The sequence below is a fragment of the Paenibacillus helianthi genome (assembly GCF_001909055.1).
Classification (GTDB): domain Bacteria; phylum Bacillota; class Bacilli; order Paenibacillales; family Paenibacillaceae; genus Paenibacillus_AQ; species Paenibacillus_AQ helianthi.
In genome coordinates, this window is sequence record NZ_LVWI01000060.1 from 13,585 (window position 1) to 32,972 (window position 19,388).

Consider the following 19,388-nt stretch of genomic DNA (forward strand, 5'->3'; position numbering starts at 1 on the left):
GCGCCGAATTAACGGCATTTTTGCCGTTGTTGGGTAAGTGTGGCGCGTGAGCGGCGGTAGTAACCGCATTTTTGCTGTTGTGGGTGTGTATAGCGCCCGATTGGTGGAAATAACGGCATTTCTGCCGTTGTTGGGTAAGTGTGGCGCGCGGTGGCGGATGTAACGGCATTTTTGCCGTTACTGCGTGCACGGGCGCGGCTGCAGGCTGCTGCGCACATGCGGCGCGCAGCGGCTTCAGGCGCACGCCTTCTTCGGCGGCGTGCCTAGGCCGCTTTGCGCCGCCGCTTCGCCCGGCGGCGTGCATGGCCCGCGCGGCGGTGCTTGCCGCCGCTGCCCCGCCGGCGCGCGCTTGCAGCCGTGCGCCGCTTCCGGCCCGGGCGCTTGCGGCTGCGCGCCCGGGTTTTGGCGCGGCGGAGCCTGCCGCGCCGGAGCTTGCCGCGCCGCAGCCGTGCAGCGCGGCTCCCGGGGCCCCGCCGCCGCGGTTCCGGCTGCGGCGGTTCCGGCGGCGGCTGCGGCTGCGGCGGCGGCGGGGCGGGTTCGCCGCTGTCCGAAGCTTCGGCAGCGGGGGGCTCCGGTGCGCTAGCAGGATCTGGCAGCGCGGAGCAGTAGCGGAGGTGCCACCTCTCCGCGAGGCCCAGCAGCCGGGCGCGGTACGCCGCCGGTCCGTAGACCGCGTCAACACGCTCCCGGGCCTGGCTGCCGATCACAGCAGCCAGACCTGGCTCCGCCAGCAGGAGGTTCACCCGCTGTGCGAGTACGTCAATGTCCCCCACCGGCGCCAGCAGTCCTTCACATCCGGCAGCATGGAGAATTTCATACAAGCCGCCGGAGGCATAGGCCACCACCGGTTTGCCGAAGGCCATTCCTTCCAGGGCAGTCATCCCGAAACCCTCGCGGATCAGGCTGGGGACGACCAGTATATCCATAGCACAATAGATGTCGGGAAGACTCTCTTCGTAACCGATGAATTTGAATTTGGAAGTGAGGCCTTCCAGCTTGACTTTGCGTACACAACGCTCATAGTAGCTTTTATCTCCGGGTGTGCCGACCACGATGAATTTCGCTTCAGGATGCTGTCCCGATACAAGAACAGCCATTTTGATGAAATGCTCCAGTCCCTTTTCTTTATTAATGAAGGAAGAAATATAGCCGAGCAGCGGCTCCGCTGGCGCAATTCGCAGTTCACGGCGGCGCTCGCCCCGCAGCTTGCTCCAGGCTTCAAACATCATTTCTGCTTCATTCCAGGACGGAGGAAGCTGTGTCACCTTCCCCTCGCGGATATCCTCAGGAAAACAGGCCACAGCCGTGTGAGAGATGGCCAGAATTTCATCACTATTCATGTGAATCAACCCCGTGCTGATGGGAGTAAACTCATTGTCCGTGATCGTCTCTGTAATCTTCCACACCACCGGAATACCCAGTGATTTCGCCGCCATCGCCGGCAAAGCATGAACACAGGTGCTGGAAATAATCAAAGCCGGACGCAGCCCGGTAAGCCAGTCTAGCAGCTCGCCGTATTCACGACTTTCCTGAAATTTACGGATATCTGCCTCCAGGCCGGCATAAGGAGTGTATATCCCGTAGACCAGCGGAATCGGCAGCAGCTGCACATTCAGTCCATTCTTACGCGCCTGCCGGGTCAGCTTACCCTCCTGGGGTGCCACAAGAATGCAGTTGAAATACGGTAACAGCTCCCGGCTGAAGAACAGCAGCAGCTTCTCCGCGCCGGTAATGCTGCGTGTATTGGATACATGGGAAAAAAGCACGATTGTCGCTTTGTCGGCCATGGTGTGTCGGCGCTCCTTGCAAGGCTGTAGAGCCGCCATTCACCTCCTAAAAGTTTTACGGAGCATTACTTACAGTTCATACCTCCGCAGTAAAACTCGCTTCGGAAGCATCCGCTTAGTTTTACGGAGCATTACTTACAGTTCATACCTTCGCAGGAAAACTCGCCTCGGAAGCATCCGCTTAGTTTTACGGAGCCAATGCTACATGGTACTTCTTCGCAGGTAAACTCGCTTCGGAGCATCCGCTTCATCGTATGCGGAAGGGCCCGCTTCGCCTGCCGCAGAGTACTGCGAAAGAGCGCCAAAGCCCGGTACTCCAGTAGTATATTGAGGAGGAACAAATGCCGGCACGACACCTGTCCCCGGTTATACGCACATTTCCTCCTGTACTCTGTACAGCCTATCCGTAAATCACAGTCAACAGCTGATTCAGCCGTTTGGTATACGTGTGATCCTTAAGCGTCCGTTCAAACGCGCGCAGAGCCATGGCGCGGCGCTCCTCTTCATGAGTCAGGTAAAAGCGGATTTTCTCCATCATTTCCTGCGGGCTTGAGAACGTGTCGATCTCTTCCCCTACTTTATAAAAAGAGCCCATATCATCTCTCGCATCACTGAGCTGCAGCGTTCCGCTGGCTGCAATTTCAAAGGTGCGCGGGTTAGGTGAAGCGGCAGTGATCGATAATGTGTTGTTATTCACAGCTTCATCGATATGGGAACGGTGGAGGTTAATGACGATTTTGGAGCCGCTGTAGGTGACCGCCGTCTCCTGCGGTGTCATCCATTTGCCGATCTCAATGCGTTCCCCATACAGGGGTGCCTCCGGCAGACGGTCCCACCAAATACCGTTGATAATGGTGTTGTAGCTCATCAGCTCCGGCATAATCTCACGGAAGAAATGAACTCTGTTCCAGTACGCCGAGCCAATGAAGCTGATATCCCGGCTGACCGATGACCGGCCTGTCGTTGGACGGTAATGTTCCCGGTGGGCGGCAAAGGGCAGATAATGCACCTCAGCGCATCCCAGACCGCGGTAGAATTCCACACAATTCTGCTCCAAGGTGAACACATAATCGTAGTGGGCTACGATTTTTATAGTGAAATCTGTATAATACGGATCATCTGTAAGCCAGATCGCTGTCTTGATGCCTTTGCTGCGCAGAATTGCAACCTGATCAAGCGGCAGATCCATTCCATCCAGAACAAGCACAAGATCGGGGCGTTCCGTATCCGCAAGCTCCACCAGATTCTGACGCACATCGCTAATCGTGACCTTAGCCGTCAATTTTTGCAGGGCATAGAGTACTGCATCGTCAAGCGGCGAATAAGGATATCCTTTTCCCGAAGCCACGTACATTACATGGATGTTACGGACCGGAAGCGGCTCCTCCGGGCGTCCATCCAGGATCGTAAGTCTCCCCCGCAGATAGCCTTCATCAAATCCAACCTTGAAGCCGGTCAGACGGCCACGCAGCTTCTCTTCTTCCGCTGGCGTCCGTGGCAGCGGCGGTGCCGGCATGATAAAATTATTGTTCATGGTATTCGCTCCTTATATTGGATTTCAGACTTATGAGGTAAGGACATTCAGCAGATAGGGCAGACGCGCAAGGAAAGTATGATGGCGAAGCGTGGTCTGCAGCCCCTGCAGAGCGAACTGCCGGCGCTCCTTCTCGTGCTCCAGATAGTATTCGATTTTGTGCTTCAGTTCGTCGGCACCTGCAAAGGTCTCCAGATCCTTGCCCGGACGGTAATGACTGCCCAGATCCTCTCGGACATCGGTTAGCTGCATCGTCCCGCAGGCATTAATCTCATAGGTCCGGGGATTTATTGAACGGGAGGATAGCTGGAAGGTGTTCCGGTTATCCTGCCCGCCTTCCCATGGGCGGTGAATATTAATGACCAGCTTCGCACCACTGTAATAATTGGCTGTTTCCTCCGGAGGGATAAAACCGTCTTTAATAAAAGGCGACAACTCCTCAAAGGTATTCAGGCGCTCCCAGAAGCCTCCCGCAATCAGCACTTTCTTGCCCCGGAGAAACGGAGCCAGCTCGTCGAACAGCTCCGTCCGGTTGCGGAAGGCATTGCCGATGAACACAATATCGTACTGATACTGCGGACCTGTGCGGCGGGGATAGAACATCTGCGGATTGACGCAGAGCGGCAGATAATGTACAGAGCCTACCCCCAGATCATGGTAGAACTCCACACATCCCAGTTCATGTGTAAAAACATGGTCATAATGCTGGCAAATGACCGATGTATCCTGCGTAAAATAAGGATCATCCACAAACCAGATTGCCGTAGGAATACCCAGTTTACGTATCTCCGTGATCTGTTCCAGATGATTCTCAGGAAACACATGCAGACCATTCATGACCAGCACGGCTCCGGGCGACTCGCGGGCGGCTATCTCCAGCATCGTTTCCGGTGAGCTGATGATCAGTTCACTAACGAGCTGTCCCAGTGCTTCCGTTACCCCCGTATCAATCGCTTGAAATCCCTGGGGAACATACATCAGCTTGAACGGCCGGCACGCTCCTGCCTCTGGAGAATTCAGGCGCTTCACGGCTTCACACAGGCCGAGACGGTAGCCTTCCTGATAACCGTCGCGGTAATCCCGTGGAGGCACTCTTCTCTTTTTTGATTTCACGGCTTTCACCCTGCCCCGTCATATTCTCAAGACAGTATAACTATATGCGGAGTCAGCATCCGCCTCATGGACATCTGTCTGTATCCGGCCGAAATTGGCATATGCCCCCTGTCTTTCGCCCGGGATGCCCGAACCTTTGCAGAATGGTTCCACTCGGGCTACAATTATGGAAGCAAGTGAGAGACTGATAATAAGGTTGGGAGAGTGGGACAATGGTTGCGATGGATAATGCCATGCTCTATATCCGCCATGCGGAGCTGCTGCGTGAACGGGTCCCTTCCTTTCAGGCCTACCCGTTTGATCTGCCGGTGATCCGCAGCTTCAGCAAACTTGCCTTTCAGAAACAGGTTACTTTTCTTGTCGGGGAGAACGGAACGGGGAAATCCACGCTGCTGGAGGGTATTGCTGCAGCCTGGGGGTTTAATCCGGAAGGGGGAACTCTCAATTTCTCGTTCAACACCCGCTCCTCGCACTCCAGCCTGTACGAGTACCTGCGGCTTGCCAAAGGGGGGAGACGCCCGCGGGACGGCTTCTTTCTGCGCGCGGAGAGCTACTACAATGTAGCCTCCTATATTGACGACTTGGACGGTGGTCCTGAGGTGCCGGGGGTACGAAGCAACAAGATCTCCAATTCCTACGGCGGTAAGTCGCTGCATGAGCAGTCGCATGGAGAATCATTTTTTGCGGCTTTTGTCCACCGCTTTGGGGGACAAGGCCTCTATATTCTCGATGAGCCGGAAGCGGCTCTCTCGCCGCTGCGGCAAATGTCGCTGCTGGTGCGCATGCACGAGCTAGTGGGACGGCATTCGCAGTTTATCATCGCAACCCACTCTCCTATTCTGATGTCCTATCCCGGTTCCGAGATTTATCTGCTGGAGGGAGAGGGTATCCGTCAGGTAGCCCTGGAAGACACAGAGCACTATACCGTAACCAAGGCGTTCATGAACGACCGCGGGAAGATGCTGCGCGAACTGCTGGCAGACGACTGAGTTGGAGAACACAAAAAGACACCTGCACAGATAGAACATACCTGTACAAGTGTCTTTCCTATTTTCCGTATTGTAATCTATGAATCTCTCTCCAGGAGTCTCTCGTCATCAGCAGTCCGACAATCAATATATTCATTGATCAGGGCATCCAGCTTCACCGATTGGCTTAGCACCCGGGGGTGCCGGATCCCATGCTCCAAGGCCAAGGTGTGCATTTCTTTTCTCGCTTGTTCAATCCGTGCCTGATGTTGTTTATCGCCCATAGCGGCGGTCTTTCCCGAGCATGGATTGCACCAGTTGAACAAGCTTGTGGACCAGCCAGCCGAACATCGCCACAGCCATCATATCGAAGCAGACGTTGAACAGAAACAAGTGCTTCCCGATATCGGCCCGGCCATCACCCAGAATCGGAACCAGGAACGAAAATAGTCCAATCAGACCCAGCAGCATCAGCAGTTCACCCGCGATCCGTCCACGCAACTCCCGGCTGCGGAAATACTCAAAGAGAACTCCGGCGTAATAGAGCAGATAGAATATAGCCAAAAAGCCTAACGAATGCGGCAGAACCTCTCTTTTGAACTGGCTCCAGGTGCTGTAAGTATAGGATAGGGCCTTCTCTGGCAGACCCTCCGACTTCTCATAGTTTCCCAGATAATAAGGTCGCAGATCCATACTGTTCCGGGCAGCAAATTTCATACCGTCCACCAGCCGTGAGGGATGTTCAATATAGAAGAAAAGCACATCCTTATGGGACACCCGGTCATAGAAATCCGCCTGCAGCGAAGGATCATCCTGCTTGATAGCCGTACCAGCCTCAAAATAATTGGTTCCCGCCAGCACTTCCAGCTTCTCTGGTAAGCCCAGCTCACGCAAATCCCCCTTCACATCCGGGGACTGGTTCAAAATCCCGAAAAATACAGTCTGATAGAGGTTGATATGCTTCAGCTCTTTGGGTGCGGCCACATATATCATCACAGAGACAAGACACACCGCCACCGCGAACCGTCTAGCCAGCTTCCGCCAGTTCCCCGTCCCGTTCAGTGTCATAAACCGCAGAAAGATCAGGGAGAAGGCGATGCCGACCGGCGCATTCTGGATTTTGGAGCAGATCAGAAACAGGACAGCGATGAAAAACAGCGTCAGGCCTTTGGTTGTCGGCCGCTCCTGCAGGGCCAGCCTGAGTCCCAGTGCAAAGGTAAGCAGCATGAATACCATCGACACCGGCTCACCAAACAATGAATTGAAGTAGGCCAGATACCCGATATCGTAAAATACAACAAGCATTCCTGCACCGAGCAGCAGACCTGTAATATAAGAGCTGCGCGCCCCTAACTTCACGGTCAGCCAGGTGGCTGCCAGCAGCAATAGTGCATACACCGCCGCCAGCAGGCGGATATCAAAATAACTGCCGTGCACAAGCCCGGCCAGCAGCCTTGGCACCAGCACCAGCACAATCTGCGAGGAAGGATAGAAGCCCTGGAACAAATTTTCATAGGAAAATCTGGAATGGCTGAAGCTGAAAAAGCGGTCGGCATAGCTTTCCGCAGCATGATAATAATCCAGTCCTATGGTATTCATCATCCGCTTGAAATCGCCATTGTCGGCAACCCCCACGAACGGCTGCACAAACAGCAAATAAATAATCAGACCACAACCCGCCAGGACAATGAGATGTTCTGCTTTGAATAATCGTTTCATCTTTTCTCCCTTACCGCTGCGGAAGCAGCTTCACATATTCGTCCGATAAGCCCATCAGCTTCAGAATATAATCATAATCACTCTGGTATTTACTGTAATCCGCCACAGGCTGAAGCGTATCCAGCGATACTGCCTCGCCATCTTCGAAGCCCTTGCCCGGCACGAACATAATCTTATCATTGAAAAAAGTTCCTGTCGGCGAATAATAGCGCATCCCCACCACGTTGCGGTCAATATTAAGCAGGTCATGCCCGAAGGCCGTGAATCCCTCCTGCTTCAGCGATACTCCCAGCAGATTCGCAAGGGTAGGCAAAATATCCAGCTGCCCTCCGGTGCGCTCTACAACCTTCCCCTCTGACATTCCCGGCGCATGGATAATGAGCGGGATATTGAAGCGGCTGATCCGCGAATCGTAAGGAATTCCGAGGGCCTCCTCCACCTGCTCCGGAGGAACATCCTGCGGCTGCAGCCCAAAATGGTCACCGTACAGCACCAGCACGGTGTTGTCCCAGAGCCCATTTTGCTTCAGTCCTTCGATAAATGTTCCTACAGCAAAATCCGTATAGTTGATGGCGGTCAGATAGTCACCCAGCATAGTATTTTGCAATTTGTCCGGCAGGGTGATTTTTTTGAAGGCATCCGGGATTTTGAAGGGATGATGACTGGAAGCCGTCACAAGCTGGGCATAGAATGGCGTTCCCTTGGACTGCAATGCTGCCAGCTTCTCAACGGCCGTTATATAGAGCTGCTCGTCGGAAGCGCCGAAGGCATTGAAATGGTCATTTTTGAAGGCTCTCTTGTCATAATAGCCATTGAAGCCCAGCGCCGGATACAGCTCGTTGCGGTTCCAGAAGCCGACCTTGTTCACATGAAACGTATACGCCTCATAACCTTTATCCCGCAAAAGACGCGGCAGGCTCGGCAGCACCCGGTCTCCGAAGCCTGTGGACATTGCCAGCGAAGCAATCGGATAAATAGAGGTATTGCTCATAAACTCGGCATCCGAGGTGTTGCCCGCCCCAATCTGCTGGTAGACATGCGGAAAATAAAAGCCTTCCCCGGCCAAACCGTTCAGCACCGGCGTCAGCTCCTGACCGTTCAGCGACTGATGCAGCGGAAAATTCTGAAAGGCTTCCATCTGAATAACAATTACATTCTTCCCTTTTTGCGAACCGAAATCATCGGGAACCGTTCCCGCAGGTTTGCTGCTGTAGGGATAAGAAGCCTCGAGTGCGTCCACCTTGGCAATGGTTTCGTGGATATCCCCAGTACCGATGAGGCCGTTGTCCTCCTGGGATTTTATTGCTGCGAACACCTCATAATTCAGGAAGCCCGCGCTCTCCGCCTGCACCAGCTCGTTGGTAATTCCGCGAGCTGCGTGAATGGAGTAGGCTGACAACGATCCGCCGCCGATAATCGCAACCAGTATCACGATCCACTGTGCTCTCCGTGCGCCAGGCGAGACATAGCGGCGCCGCGAAAAGGCCGACCCTCTTTTCCATCTGCGGAATAGCCTATAGACCACTACGACCACAAGATCCGCAAAAAACAGATAATCCACAACCTGGATCGTAGACTCTACACTCTCTTTTACCTGAAAGACCTGATTCAGCTCATACAGGGCCAGGTACGTTGGAACCGAGCCAAAATGATTGAAATAGACACTGGCCGCAAACAGCAGCAGCGATAACAGGCCGTTGATTACCCAGTAGGCACCCGTCTTCAGCCGGGCCGGAAGGACCAGGGTCAGGAGCCCCATCAACAGCAGCACCGGTGCCACATCCGCGGCAATCCATTCCCAGGCAATCCGGTCAAAAAACAGCCACCGCAGCAGCAGCAGCTTCAGCCAGATCAGCCCCGCCACGATATAGAAATGTGCCCCTACCCTCACAGGCTTACTCTCGTTCATAACTTCCCCTCTTAGCTTCTAGATGTTTTGTAAACCCAATTCTCTTTTTCTGTAAAATATCACATTTCTCTAGTATAGCAAATCAATCCTGAATCACAAGTTGGAACAGCTTTATATAGGGGAATATCTTAATCCCCGTATTAACAAAAAAAGATGCAGGCCCGTAAAGGCTCGCATCCTCATATAACTATCTCTTATACGCATTTCGATTAGCTTGCCTCGGCTTCTTGTACATTATAGACCGCCCCGTCAAGATTATAAGAAACCTTAATTGCATGTTTTTTGCCTACGCTTCTGAACATAACAATCCCCGGCGTCTTCATGTTTTTCTCAAGCTTGTATTCCTGAAGACGAATACCAAAGACCCCATTAACGACAGCTGCCGCCGTATCCTGCAGCTTAGCATCATCCATATTCAGCAGCTTCTGATCCTGCTCAGCAAGCTGTCCGGAATCCTGTGACTTAGGAATGAACAACGACATATCAGACATTCCTTTTACCGCATGTGTGTAGTAATCCATAGTAACGCTACCCATAGTAAAGAAAGAGGAGGACAGGTCCCCCTGTCTATAATCTAGTACGAGCTCATCCTTGCCTCCGCCAATGTTCCGGCTCACTCTAATCAGTCTATCAGTTCCTTTGGTTCTTAGATGCTGAAGTGCCTTAAGGCCGATCTGATTCACTTCTTCAGTGAATAGATCCAGGCTTACATTAAAGACAGCACGGTCGAACTTTCTATTCAAAAAATCAATCTGCCCCTCATTGCCGATAAAACTGTCCTGTACTTGTACCTGAATCCCAGATTCAACCTTTAATCCAGACTGTATGAAGCGCTGTACCCTACTAATCTTAAATTCCCTCGGATAGCCTATTTCCTGTATAGTCTTTTTGGCTGTCCGTAAGAGATTTGCATCCGCTTCTCCGGGGAGAAACGAAGCATTCATGTACATCCGCAGCACCTGCCCCGTTTCCGAGCTGATCCATACCGTAGCCGCATCCTCACCTGCCCTGAAAATAATAGCGGCTTGCTTCGCTTCATCCATCCGCTCCAGCCCCACAAAAGACAGCTTCTTCCCAAGCTGCTCCTGCATTACACGCTCGGCTGTCTTGCGGAATCCGGCATCGGTGAGGTCGGGGGTCTTCACCTCCTGGTAGAACAAGCCTGCCTGTCTGCCTTCCCCCAGTAGTCCTTTCTGCTGCAGGATCGCTCCGGCTACGGCCAGCAGCAGAATGACCGCAGCCGCTATGAAGCTTCGCCGCAGCTTTTGGCCTGCCCGTTCCGGTCCCGGCACACCGCTTCGCACACGCATAATGACCTTATCGGCTGCCGCATCCGTGAACCTTGATTCCCGGAATGGACCGTTCCGCGCTTCTTCATACCACTTCGGCTCCCGCTCCTTCATGATTCCATCCCCCTTAATTTCTCCTGGACTTTATGCCTCGCGCGGTGCAGCCTGGATTTGACGGTTCCCGTTGAGAGCCCGGTCAATCCGGCGATTTCCTGAATGGTCAGCTCCGCTTTCAGATCCAGCACCAGCACCTCACGGAACTTGTCGGGAAGCTGCAGGATCACACTCCAGATCTCATCCATCCGGCTGTTGCCGAGGTACTCCATCTCCGCAGAACGGACCGTTCCCAGCAGTTCATCAGGGAAGCTGTTCTTGGCGGGTTCCGCTTTTGTGATGGTCTGTACACCGCCCCAGAGCCCCGAACGGAAGAACCGCGATTTGCGGTGGGAGAATACGGTGTTCCTTGCGATGGTGAACAACCACGCCTTCAAGGAAGAGGACCCCCGGTAGGTTCCGATCCGGTAATAACATTTAATAAATACCTCCTGTGCCAGATCGTCCGCCATATCGGCGCTTTTGGTGAGGTAATAAATATAATTCCATATATCATCGCCGTAAAAACCCATAATCCTCCTCAGCTGCTCTTCGCTCATGACTGCTATATGCGCCAGCTGCTGCTGTTCCAATTCCCATCCCAGTTCCAACGTCTTCACCTCTCTTGATATGACCTCAATTCTAATGGAAAGGTTCCCGAAATCACTAAAAAAGTCAAAAAAAAGCAGAGGGCCTCTCCCCCTGCTTCTTATATTGTTGGCGAATCGCTAGACCAGTGATGTGTGCGCCAGCAGTCTTTTAATGGAACGGTTGGCTTCATGCAGCACCGTGTCCTTGTCTACAGTTTTCAGCAGACCTTTATCCATAAGGATTTCACCGTCGATGATCGTTGTTTCCACATCGGCCCGGGTTGCGGAGTAGACAATACGGGAGATCGGATCTACATCGAAGGAAGGGAAGGTGTGGAAGTTATAGAGGTTCAGGATCGCCAGATCCGCTTTTTTGCCGACTTCAATGCTGCCGATCTGATCCTCCATACCCACGGCCCGGGCTCCGCCAATCGTAGCCATCCGGAAAACACTTCTCGCATCCATCGTCGTCGGCCCATGCTGCGGCTTCTGGATCATGGCCGCCAGCCGCATTTCATTGAACATGTCCAGGTTGTTGTTGCATGGAGCACCATCTGCGCCAAGGCTGAGATGAATGTGATCATGCAGCATGCCCGGTGTATCAGCGATGCCCGAAGCCAGCTTCAGGTTGGAGCCGGGACAATGGCTGACATGAACGCCTCTGTCGCGCAAGATTCGCCGCTCCTCCTCATCCACCCAGACGCAGTGCGCCAGAATCAGCCGTTCATTGGCCAGCCCCAGATGATCCAGATAAACGATATTGCGCATCCCGGTCATGGCCTGAACGATCTCGATTTCCCCCAAATTCTCGGAGGCATGTGTATGCACCTTAACCCCATATCGCTGAGATAGGTCACGCACCTCCCGCAGCAGCGGCTCGGTACAGGAGATCACAAAACGCGGCGAGAATGCATACTGAATCCGTCCATTCCCGTACCCGTTCCATTTTTCCAGCAGATCCACACTCTCTTGCAGCGAAGCCGCCGTCTCCTCTTGCAGCGCTGCGGGCGCATCCGCATTCTTCTGATCCATCATCACCTTGCCCGACAAGGCCCGGATACCGCTCTTCGCAATGGCCTGAAAGGCAAAATCCGTATGATTCACCGTCTCCATATCCACAATGGTCGTCGTACCGCTGGAGATTAGCTCCCCAATCCCCAGCATGGCGGAATAGTAGAGCGATTCCTCATCATGCGCCGCTTCGAGTGGCCAGATCCGCTTGCGCAGCCAGTCCATCAGCTCCAGATCATCCCCTTTGCCCCGGAACAGCGTCTGGCAGAGATGAATATGGGTCTGTACGAAACCCGGAATGACCGTGCGGTTCGTGGCATCAATCACCCGTTCATCCCCCTGTACTGCAAGCCCGCTACCGATCTCTGTAATCAGGTTATTCTGGATGCGGAGATCTCCGTAAATGATTGCTTCCTGTTTGTTCATGGTGATCATCTCTGCGTTTTTGATCAGGATGTTTGCCATCTTCGCCGTCCCCCTTGTCTTCTGCAATCCTTAGCCGCCGCTAACACAAAAAGGCCACAAAAATATGCCAAGGCATATTTTCGTAGCCAGAAATTTACGGTTCCCGGTAGAGACCCTTAAACCAATTATTAAGGATATACGAAAAAAAGGATTATTCAATTGCTTGCTGAATAACCCTATCATAAGTTAGAGACATGTTTGTTGTCAACATGAGTTAGATAAAATAACACAAGATGATTTCTATGCTCAAAAAGGCACGTATTTGATTTCAACACTGTATTTGCGTTATGTTTCCTCCCATTAAATATCTAACCAATGCTTTTTGGTTATCTCTGAAATGCCCCCCGGTCGCCCTCTACAGGCTTGTCCATTATTCCACACCGGATGTCAGCACCTTCTCGAACACAGGAAAGTTCGCTGTACGCCCGGGAAAATCCACTTCCCCTCTGCGTTCATAGCCTAGAGAAGGATACAGTACCAGAGTCTTATTATTCATAGCATAGGTATCCAGCCGTATACTGGTGTAACCGCTGCTGCGGGCATACTCCTCGGCGTAAGCAATCAGCTTGCGGGCAATCCCTTTGCCCTGAACCTCAGGATGAACGGCCAGCCGGTGCATAATCAGATTCGGCCCCTTCACCTCTAACCAGTCAATCGCTTCATACTGCTCCGCCTGGTTGTTGTCCAGCACAATGATGCCGGCGATGGCAGCCTGATCCACACAGACATATAAGGTGCCGTCCGCAATGTCCTTCCCAATAACCTCACGGTTCGGGTAAGTATCATTCCATTGGTCACTTCCGCCGTCCTGCATGACCTGTACACATTTGGAAATCAGTTCCATGATCTCTCCGAGCTCATCTTTTCGTGCAATACGTATCTCATTCCCACTCATGTACATCCCTGCTTTCCTATCGACTTTTGAACCTGGTAGAGATTCTGTTAAGAAGTCTATCATATCCGTGAACGCGATCGATAGTGCAGAGAAATCCGCAAAGCTCTATAGAGGCGGCATGCATCCTCCGGCCTCTACAGAGCAGCTCATTCTGTGACTCCACGCGGTTTAGCCAAGCTCCAGCTTATGCCCGTCCTCGAAGCCCTTGGCGAAACCCGCATCGAACCCCACGTTGTATGCTTCGGTGTAGCCCTGCTGAAAGGCGTCTCCCGGGGGCGTTTCCGGCGGGACGCCCAAATCCGGGGGGAGCGGCACCACCTGCGGCACGGGCGGAACCTCAATAGCGGCTACTACCTGTACCGGCGGCTGAATGACTTGGACTTTCCGGACGATCCGGCGGCGGAGTCTTCTTTTTTTGCGCTGCAAGAGACTTCTCTTGGTCTTGCCTGTCCGGCGGATCAGTCCTCTCCGCGCTTTGCGTAAAGGCCCCTTGCGGACTCTGGCTTTGCGCGACAGCAGTATGCGTCTGCGGGTTCTGCCGCCCGAACGCAGCTTTCCAAGTTTCTTTATCTTCATCCTTCTACTCCTCCTGTACTCCATGTACTTCTAGAGGTACCGCCTGCGCAAGCCGTACTCAGCCATGGCGCAGCAGGAATTCCCCGTTTGGGCCGGTGCAGCGAAATACCGGACATCATCCGGCACATCGCGCTTTGATATTGGCTTAGTATCCGGATATTGTCGCTCAGCTTGCGGGCTGTCAGCTCCGATTGCCCTGTAACCTCGGCTATACTCTCCAGAATGGCCGCAAGTGCAGCCTGACTGCGGGCAATGGAGCGGATCATCTCGAGCTTGACGGCATGTTCAGAGTGCAGCCCGCCGCTCATTTGCTATCTTCTCCGAATTCAATGCCGTCACCGGTCATGCCGCCGAATCCCTCGCCGCCTTCTTCACCGCTGCCCAGCACCGCTTTTAGATTGCTGTACAATCCGTTTTCCAGCTTGGTCAGCCCCTCTACCATTTCCACAATCACCTCGTGAATGGAGATGGATTCCTTCAACTGTTCTTCATGGGAGTCGAACGCTCTAGCGTGGATATGATGCTGTGTCCACTGCTTCACTTTTTCCGCTTCCACCGCTTTGGCCTCAAGGATCATTGCGATGTTCCACTGGATAGTAGCGGACGACTCCAGCATTTGCAGAAAAGCCTTTTCTCTGCTCATCTTCCACCTCCTGCTCCTTAAGCGCTACTCTTCTTCCTGGCCGCCCAGCTCCTTGATGACCCTTCCTACTCCTTCAGCCATCGCCTCTTCCAGATCAGCAATCGCATTCAGGTAAGCAATAATATTTTTGTTGACCTGACCCGTGCTCTCCACCAGTCCGCTGAATCCGCCAAAGTCAGGTTCTACATCCGGCAGATCATGGACTATTTGCGACATACGGACGGCGACGTGGCGTTCGGCGTCGAGAATCCGCGCCATCTGTTCGTGCGTATGGGCCATGTGCTGCAGGACCTTCGTTATTTTACTCTGCACCTTCATGTCTCCTTTGCTCAAACGCCCTGCTACAGCATATGCGGCAGAAGCCCGTGCGGTGCGTGGCTTTACTGTAAGTTAATGGGGAGTAGCGGGTGAAGTGAAGTTTGCGGGAATGGTAAGTATTGACAAATGTTAAACGGCGAGATTATGCTGGGGGTGGATTTGAACTTTTTACATAAGAATCTCAGGAAAGGCAACACCGGAACGGAGGTATTTCTATTGAAAATTGCAAGCGGCCGCGTGGATATACGGCCTTTAACACTGGCTGAGCTATCCCTGGCGGGAGCTCATTATGCCGGACTGGAGCAGGCGCTGGGCCTGAACCCCAGCGGAACTGAACTGGATGATGAAATGCTGTATGCCATGCAGATCAGACACTCCAAGGTAATGCAGGACCCGCTCAACTATCCATGGCTGACGAACTGGGCGGTGATTCAGCGGGAAGAGCAGCGCCTGATCGGCTTCATTATCCTCAAAGGGTGTCCAAATGATCAGGGTGAAGTCATTGTGGGTTATGTCATTCATGAGAGCCACCGCAGACAAGGCTACGCAACAGAGGCAGTGCAGTGTATCTGCGACTGGATCTTCAGCGATCCCCGGGCGCTCTGGGTCATCGCTGATACCGAAAAAGACAATGCCGCCTCGCACAAAGTGCTTCAGCACCTGGGCGCGCAAAAGCACCGGGAGGCTGATGAGCTGATCTGGTGGCGGATCGCACGGCCTGCCGCCCAGACTCCGGCAGGGAGCCTGGCCTGACGAGGACACTGTCGCTGGTTGTGATGCTGCGGGAGAAGTGAAGGCGGCTTGCAAACCGTGCGCCGGTACCGCTGGCCGGGTCCGGCGGCAACAACGGCATTTCTGCTGCTTTGCGTACCGCTGGCCGGCTTCGGCGGCAACAACGGCATTTCTGCCGCTGTTGGCGTGCCACTGGCCCGACGCAAAAAAACACGCGCCTCACGGCAGCGTGTTTTTCAGCTTTTCTCCGGCTTCGTACAGAGACTGGAATGTTCCAGCGTCACTCCACCATTCCTTGAGCACATCGTAACTGAGCCTGCGGTCTGCGGCGTAAATATTGTTCACGTCGGTGATCTCAAGCTCCCCTCTTTGGGAAGGTGACACGCGCCGGATAATATCAAATACAGCCTCATCGTACATGTAAATGCCGGTTACGCAATACTTTGTCTTCGGATGCTCCGGCTTCTCTTCGATGTAAGCAATTAAGCCGGTATTCTGACTGTCGAACACCGGGACGCCGTATCTCCGTGCATCCTCCACCGGTTTCAGCAAGACCTTGGCCGTCCCCTGAGGCTGCTGCAGATACTGCTTCAGATAAGGTGTCAGATCATCCATGAACAGATTGTCACCAAGCAGCACAACAAACCGCTCACCTGGGAGAATGAATCCTTTTGCCAGCTCCAGTGCCTCCGCAATGCCTCCGGCAGCCTCCTGAATTTTGTAAGTCAGAGAGACGCCAAACTCTGCGCCGCTGCCTAAAAAATCCGTATATTGCCCCGCGGACTGCTTGCTGATGACCAGGAGAATATCGGTTATGCCCCCCTGGCGCAATCGGTCTATACCGTAACACACCATGGGATATTTGCCGACCGGAAGCAAATGTTTGTTCATAAGCCGGGTCAGCGGATATAGCCTTGATCCTGTTCCGCCCGCCAGTATGACTCCTTTCACTTACTTTCCTCCTTTTTATCTGTGGCTTTAGCCTTTGGGTCAACCTTTTAGATGAACTGCGCAGGATCTATATTCCATTTGTCCATGAACATCCTGCGGCCCCGTTCGACCAGCTCCTGGAGCCCGGAGGAGTAGACCTCCTTGAAGCTGGCGCTTCCCTCATGATGCACAAGGCAATTCCCGGCTATCAACAGCCTGTAGCCCCGCAGCCGGGCACGGTAGCAGTAATCATCGTCCTCATAATGTCCGGGAGAGTACCGCTCATCCAGGAGTCCAATGGTTTCCATCAGCTCTCTTTTCAATAAAAAGCATAAACCGATCAGCCGTCGTGTTTCACTCCACCCGTGGGACCCTTGAAGACTCACCCGCTCAGCCTCGGCGTGGAATTCAGCAATATCCATATATGTTGTACTTACCTGCTGCCGCCCGCTGGCGTAATTCGTTACTGGCCCCACGATGCCAATGTCCGGAGCACTGTACAAGGCATGTTTTAAGCGCTCAAGCCAGCCCCTCGGCACAATAACGTCATTATTCAGCAGCAGCAGTTCATCGCCTGAGGCCAGCTGCAGTCCCAGGTTACAGGCCACCGGAAACCCCTGGTTTGCCGGAAGTGAAATAAAGGTCAGTTTATTCTCGCGGCAGTATGCGTCTGTGCCATCCGTTGAAGCGTTGTCGACCACGATTATTTCATAAGCGGATTCAGTATGAGCCTTAATGGATTCGACACAGGAGCGCAGCAGGCCGACCCTATTGTACGTAGGAATAATAATACTGGTCATCGTCATATGCTGTTCCTCCAGGCTGCCATTTGCCGCCGCTGCTCCAGCAGGCTTTCACCGGTGAGCCCCCCGTTTTTGTCGCGGTGGATTAGCACCCGGAGCAGTGCTTCGGCATGGTCACCGGCGATCAGCTGCTCCATGGCATTGCCGGCTCCTATGTTTCCCTGGCGGAGACGGTTATGCTTAATGACGTTTACCGTCCCGGCTTTTTCTACCCGCAGCTGCTCTATAATCGAGAGCGCCTGCGCTTTGGGCGGGACCATCAGCTCACGGTAGCCGATCCGCTCCAAGGCCCGCCGTGACAGGGCATGCGGTACGGCGGTCATCGAGCTGACGCCCAGATCGCTCCGCCCCAGAACACTGTTCAGATACAGCTTGCAGCGGGTGACATCATCGCATAAATCAAATGAGGGCAGCAGCGAATCCAGATCATTCAGTGCCACATCCACCCCACCGTCCACTGCCGCTGCAAAAACGGCCAGCTGCGGCGCAGAGATGACCATATCCCCATCGAGGAACAGCAGGATGTCGCCCCGGCTGAGCTTAGCCCCAAGTGCCCGGCCTACGTCATGCCCGGCAGATTCCGGGCAGTGCACCACTGTAGCCTGCTTACATAGCCGGGTGTACTTATAACTATCATCCGTGCATCCATTCAGCACTACGATGATTTCAGCCGGATGCAGCTGCTGCACCTGCTTCAACAGCCCTGGCAGGGTTCGCATTTCATTGCGGGCCGATATAATCACCGATAGTGACCCGCCCAATTGCGGCAGCTGGGGCTTTGCTCCCCGGTAGACGTCGGAGCCCCGGGCATTACCTCCCGCCGCAATGTCGTGAAGGGGGCTGCCTGCCCCCTGACGGATGGAGGCAGGACTGCCTGCGGTGCTCCGGCGGACTGCGGCTCCACCGGCAGCAGCAGATCTGGCCTTCTTGCGCCGGGCGGCGGAACGGCCTGCCCCCTTTCGGCGGGAAGGTGAAGGTCCCGCTGCTTGGACAAGGGCTGCTGCAGAACTGCCATGGCCAGATGCACCAGGTGCGCCAGCCCGTGTCTTCCGCACAGCCGGAGCCTGCCGCGCTTTTGCCCTAGAGCTGCGGGAGGAAAGTGCCGCAGATACAGTCGCCTTTTGCCGGGAGCTGGATATAGCGTCAGGCATCTCGGCTATCATCTCACCATCTCCCTTCGCCGGTTCCCGTCACTGAAGCCTGCTCTTTCGCCTCTGCGCTGAATTACCAAGCCTGCCGCATCAAGATGATCCCTGAGGATGACCTCGCGCAACGGATCAGCCCCCGCCCGCTTAGGGCGGATTGCATTCAGCTTACCGACAGGGATCTTATGCACTGCCTTCACAACCAGGCCGTCAAGCACAGCCTGTGCATGTGCCAGGGGCGGCCGTGACAAGAGGCTGCTTCCCAGATCGGCATACGCTTTGCGGCTGAGTGCATGGGGCACTGCCGTCATTGAGCAGCCTTTCAGGTCCGGACGGCCCAGGATAATGTTGAGCGCATGCTTGGAGAGCACTACCGGATGCGGGAATTTACCGCGGACCGGACCGGAATAATCATTTAGAGCCACATCTGTACCTTGACTGACTGCGGCCACAAAGGGACGCAGCTGTGAGGCAGGAATGACCAGATCACCGTCCGTGAAAAGCAGCACTTCTCCCTTCGCTGCCTCTGCTCCGATACTTCGGCCCACATCATGTCCGAGCGGCTGCTCGAAGAGAATGACCTGAGCACCCAGTGATAACGCAATGTCTGCCGTATGATCAGCAGAGCCATTAACAATAACAATAACCTCACAACGGGGATGGACTCCCCTCGCTCCGGCAATCACCTTGGCAATCGTTCCTGCTTCATTCATGGCCGGAATGATTACCGACACATAAGGTTCCGGGTGGTTGGCCGCAGCGCGCAGCATGGCAGAACGCACTGGCCGGGGAATCCTCCGCGTTGGTCGCAAAGCCCGCCGACCCGTGCGGCGGGCAGATGTACGTGTATGCTTCAAGCTCATCCACC

The 19,388-nt window shown here is 54.1% G+C and carries 20 protein-coding genes and 1 riboswitch; of the genes, 2 read left to right on the forward strand and 18 right to left on the reverse strand.

Going from position 1 to position 19,388, the window contains the following annotated elements; all coding sequences use genetic code 11:
- Positions 1–263: 263 nt before the first annotated feature.
- From A3844_RS22745 to A3844_RS22755, 3 genes are all read right to left on the reverse strand, one after another.
- A complete protein-coding gene (locus tag A3844_RS22745; RefSeq protein ID WP_074108552.1) occupies positions 264–1,787 on the reverse strand; it encodes a glycosyltransferase family 4 protein in 1,524 nt (507 codons plus the stop codon).
- Positions 1,788–2,187: 400 nt separating this feature from the next.
- A complete protein-coding gene (locus A3844_RS22750; protein ID WP_083606976.1) occupies positions 2,188–3,321 on the reverse strand; it encodes a CgeB family protein in 1,134 nt (377 codons plus the stop codon).
- A 30-nt stretch (positions 3,322–3,351) separates the two neighbouring features.
- A complete protein-coding gene (locus tag A3844_RS22755; protein ID WP_371916020.1) occupies positions 3,352–4,443 on the reverse strand; it encodes a CgeB family protein in 1,092 nt (363 codons plus the stop codon).
- 203 nt (positions 4,444–4,646) lie between these two features.
- On the opposite strand from A3844_RS22755, the gene A3844_RS22760 reads away from it, so the two are divergent.
- Entirely contained in the window at positions 4,647–5,423 is a 777-nt protein-coding gene (locus A3844_RS22760; protein ID WP_083606977.1) for an AAA family ATPase, read from the forward strand.
- Between the two features lie 77 nt (positions 5,424–5,500).
- Here A3844_RS22760 and A3844_RS22765 read toward each other — a convergent pair whose 3' ends face one another.
- The 11 genes from A3844_RS22765 to A3844_RS22815 all read right to left on the reverse strand — a co-directional run bounded on the left by A3844_RS22765 (position 5,501) and on the right by A3844_RS22815 (position 14,910).
- Positions 5,501–5,686 (reverse strand): aspartyl-phosphate phosphatase Spo0E family protein, encoded by a 186-nt coding sequence (locus A3844_RS22765; protein WP_074084098.1) that lies wholly within the window; start codon positions 5,684–5,686, stop codon positions 5,501–5,503.
- Positions 5,676–7,121: a glycan biosynthesis hexose transferase WsfD gene (gene wsfD / locus A3844_RS22770; protein ID WP_074108553.1), complete on the reverse strand. Its 1,446-nt coding sequence runs from the start codon at positions 7,119–7,121 to the stop codon at positions 5,676–5,678. Before wsfD ends, A3844_RS22765 begins: the two co-directional genes overlap by 11 nt.
- A gap of 10 nt (positions 7,122–7,131) precedes the next feature.
- On the reverse strand, positions 7,132–9,030 hold the full coding sequence (locus tag A3844_RS22775; RefSeq protein WP_074108554.1) for an LTA synthase family protein: 1,899 nt from the start codon (positions 9,028–9,030) through the stop codon (positions 7,132–7,134).
- 209 nt (positions 9,031–9,239) lie between these two features.
- Positions 9,240–10,433, reverse strand: a complete 1,194-nt coding sequence (locus A3844_RS22780) for a hypothetical protein (RefSeq protein WP_074108555.1) — start codon at positions 10,431–10,433, stop codon at positions 9,240–9,242.
- Entirely contained in the window at positions 10,430–11,023 is a 594-nt protein-coding gene (locus A3844_RS22785; protein WP_341864901.1) for an RNA polymerase sigma factor, read from the reverse strand. Before A3844_RS22785 ends, A3844_RS22780 begins: the two co-directional genes overlap by 4 nt.
- Positions 11,024–11,140: 117 nt before the next feature.
- On the reverse strand, positions 11,141–12,478 hold the full coding sequence (locus A3844_RS22790; RefSeq protein WP_074084094.1) for a 5'-deoxyadenosine deaminase: 1,338 nt from the start codon (positions 12,476–12,478) through the stop codon (positions 11,141–11,143).
- A 63-nt stretch (positions 12,479–12,541) separates the two neighbouring features.
- Positions 12,542–12,640: riboswitch (purine riboswitch) on the reverse strand.
- 208 nt (positions 12,641–12,848) lie between these two features.
- Positions 12,849–13,373: a GNAT family N-acetyltransferase gene (locus A3844_RS22795; protein WP_074108565.1), complete on the reverse strand. Its 525-nt coding sequence runs from the start codon at positions 13,371–13,373 to the stop codon at positions 12,849–12,851.
- Between the two features lie 168 nt (positions 13,374–13,541).
- Positions 13,542–13,949 (reverse strand): hypothetical protein, encoded by a 408-nt coding sequence (locus A3844_RS22800; RefSeq protein ID WP_074084092.1) that lies wholly within the window; start codon positions 13,947–13,949, stop codon positions 13,542–13,544.
- A complete protein-coding gene (locus A3844_RS22805; protein WP_074084091.1) occupies positions 13,946–14,257 on the reverse strand; it encodes a hypothetical protein in 312 nt (103 codons plus the stop codon). Before A3844_RS22805 ends, A3844_RS22800 begins: the two co-directional genes overlap by 4 nt.
- Complete coding sequence (locus A3844_RS22810; protein WP_074084090.1) at positions 14,254–14,592, reverse strand: alpha-helical endospore appendage domain-containing protein; 339 nt, start codon at positions 14,590–14,592, stop codon at positions 14,254–14,256. Before A3844_RS22810 ends, A3844_RS22805 begins: the two co-directional genes overlap by 4 nt.
- A gap of 24 nt (positions 14,593–14,616) precedes the next feature.
- Positions 14,617–14,910 (reverse strand): nucleoside-diphosphate sugar epimerase, encoded by a 294-nt coding sequence (locus tag A3844_RS22815; RefSeq protein WP_083606978.1) that lies wholly within the window; start codon positions 14,908–14,910, stop codon positions 14,617–14,619.
- A gap of 216 nt (positions 14,911–15,126) precedes the next feature.
- Here A3844_RS22815 and A3844_RS22820 point away from each other — a divergent pair, with 216 nt between their 5' ends.
- Positions 15,127–15,663 (forward strand): GNAT family N-acetyltransferase, encoded by a 537-nt coding sequence (locus A3844_RS22820; RefSeq protein WP_167374725.1) that lies wholly within the window; start codon positions 15,127–15,129, stop codon positions 15,661–15,663.
- 198 nt (positions 15,664–15,861) lie between these two features.
- Here A3844_RS22820 and A3844_RS22825 read toward each other — a convergent pair whose 3' ends face one another.
- The 4 genes from A3844_RS22825 to A3844_RS22840 are packed head-to-tail and all read right to left on the reverse strand — an operon-like array spanning position 15,862 to position 19,383.
- A complete protein-coding gene (locus A3844_RS22825) occupies positions 15,862–16,593 on the reverse strand; it encodes a sugar phosphate nucleotidyltransferase (RefSeq protein WP_074084089.1) in 732 nt (243 codons plus the stop codon).
- Positions 16,594–16,640: 47 nt separating this feature from the next.
- Positions 16,641–17,378, reverse strand: a complete 738-nt coding sequence (locus tag A3844_RS22830) for a glycosyltransferase family 2 protein (protein ID WP_074108556.1) — start codon at positions 17,376–17,378, stop codon at positions 16,641–16,643.
- Entirely contained in the window at positions 17,375–18,538 is a 1,164-nt protein-coding gene (locus tag A3844_RS22835; protein ID WP_074108557.1) for a glycosyltransferase family 2 protein, read from the reverse strand. Before A3844_RS22835 ends, A3844_RS22830 begins: the two co-directional genes overlap by 4 nt.
- Positions 18,535–19,383, reverse strand: a complete 849-nt coding sequence (locus tag A3844_RS22840) for a glycosyltransferase family 2 protein (RefSeq protein WP_074084086.1) — start codon at positions 19,381–19,383, stop codon at positions 18,535–18,537. The genes A3844_RS22835 and A3844_RS22840 overlap by 4 nt, the downstream gene beginning before the upstream one ends.
- Between the last annotated feature and the right edge of the window lie 5 nt (positions 19,384–19,388).

Excerpts from the sequence above, each read along its gene's own strand:
- A3844_RS22745 (WP_074108552.1), bottom strand. The coding sequence starts at position 1,787 with ATGGCCGACAAAGCGACAATCGTGCTTTTTTCCCATGTATCCAATACA.
- A3844_RS22750 (WP_083606976.1), bottom strand. The coding sequence starts at position 3,321 with ATGAACAATAATTTTATCATGCCGGCACCGCCGCTGCCACGGACGCCA.
- A3844_RS22760 (WP_083606977.1), top strand. The coding sequence starts at position 4,647 with ATGGTTGCGATGGATAATGCCATGCTCTATATCCGCCATGCGGAGCTG.
- A3844_RS22765 (WP_074084098.1), bottom strand. The coding sequence starts at position 5,686 with ATGGGCGATAAACAACATCAGGCACGGATTGAACAAGCGAGAAAAGAA.
- wsfD (WP_074108553.1), bottom strand. The coding sequence starts at position 7,121 with ATGAAACGATTATTCAAAGCAGAACATCTCATTGTCCTGGCGGGTTGT.
- A3844_RS22775 (WP_074108554.1), bottom strand. The coding sequence starts at position 9,030 with ATGAACGAGAGTAAGCCTGTGAGGGTAGGGGCACATTTCTATATCGTG.
- A3844_RS22780 (WP_074108555.1), bottom strand. The coding sequence starts at position 10,433 with ATGAAGGAGCGGGAGCCGAAGTGGTATGAAGAAGCGCGGAACGGTCCA.
- A3844_RS22790 (WP_074084094.1), bottom strand. The coding sequence starts at position 12,478 with ATGGCAAACATCCTGATCAAAAACGCAGAGATGATCACCATGAACAAA.
- A3844_RS22795 (WP_074108565.1), bottom strand. The coding sequence starts at position 13,373 with ATGAGTGGGAATGAGATACGTATTGCACGAAAAGATGAGCTCGGAGAG.
- A3844_RS22800 (WP_074084092.1), bottom strand. The coding sequence starts at position 13,949 with ATGAAGATAAAGAAACTTGGAAAGCTGCGTTCGGGCGGCAGAACCCGC.
- A3844_RS22805 (WP_074084091.1), bottom strand. The coding sequence starts at position 14,257 with ATGAGCGGCGGGCTGCACTCTGAACATGCCGTCAAGCTCGAGATGATC.
- A3844_RS22810 (WP_074084090.1), bottom strand. The coding sequence starts at position 14,592 with ATGAGCAGAGAAAAGGCTTTTCTGCAAATGCTGGAGTCGTCCGCTACT.
- A3844_RS22815 (WP_083606978.1), bottom strand. The coding sequence starts at position 14,910 with ATGAAGGTGCAGAGTAAAATAACGAAGGTCCTGCAGCACATGGCCCAT.
- A3844_RS22830 (WP_074108556.1), bottom strand. The coding sequence starts at position 17,378 with ATGACGATGACCAGTATTATTATTCCTACGTACAATAGGGTCGGCCTG.
- A3844_RS22835 (WP_074108557.1), bottom strand. The coding sequence starts at position 18,538 with ATGATAGCCGAGATGCCTGACGCTATATCCAGCTCCCGGCAAAAGGCG.
- A3844_RS22840 (WP_074084086.1), bottom strand. The coding sequence starts at position 19,383 with ATGAGCTTGAAGCATACACGTACATCTGCCCGCCGCACGGGTCGGCGG.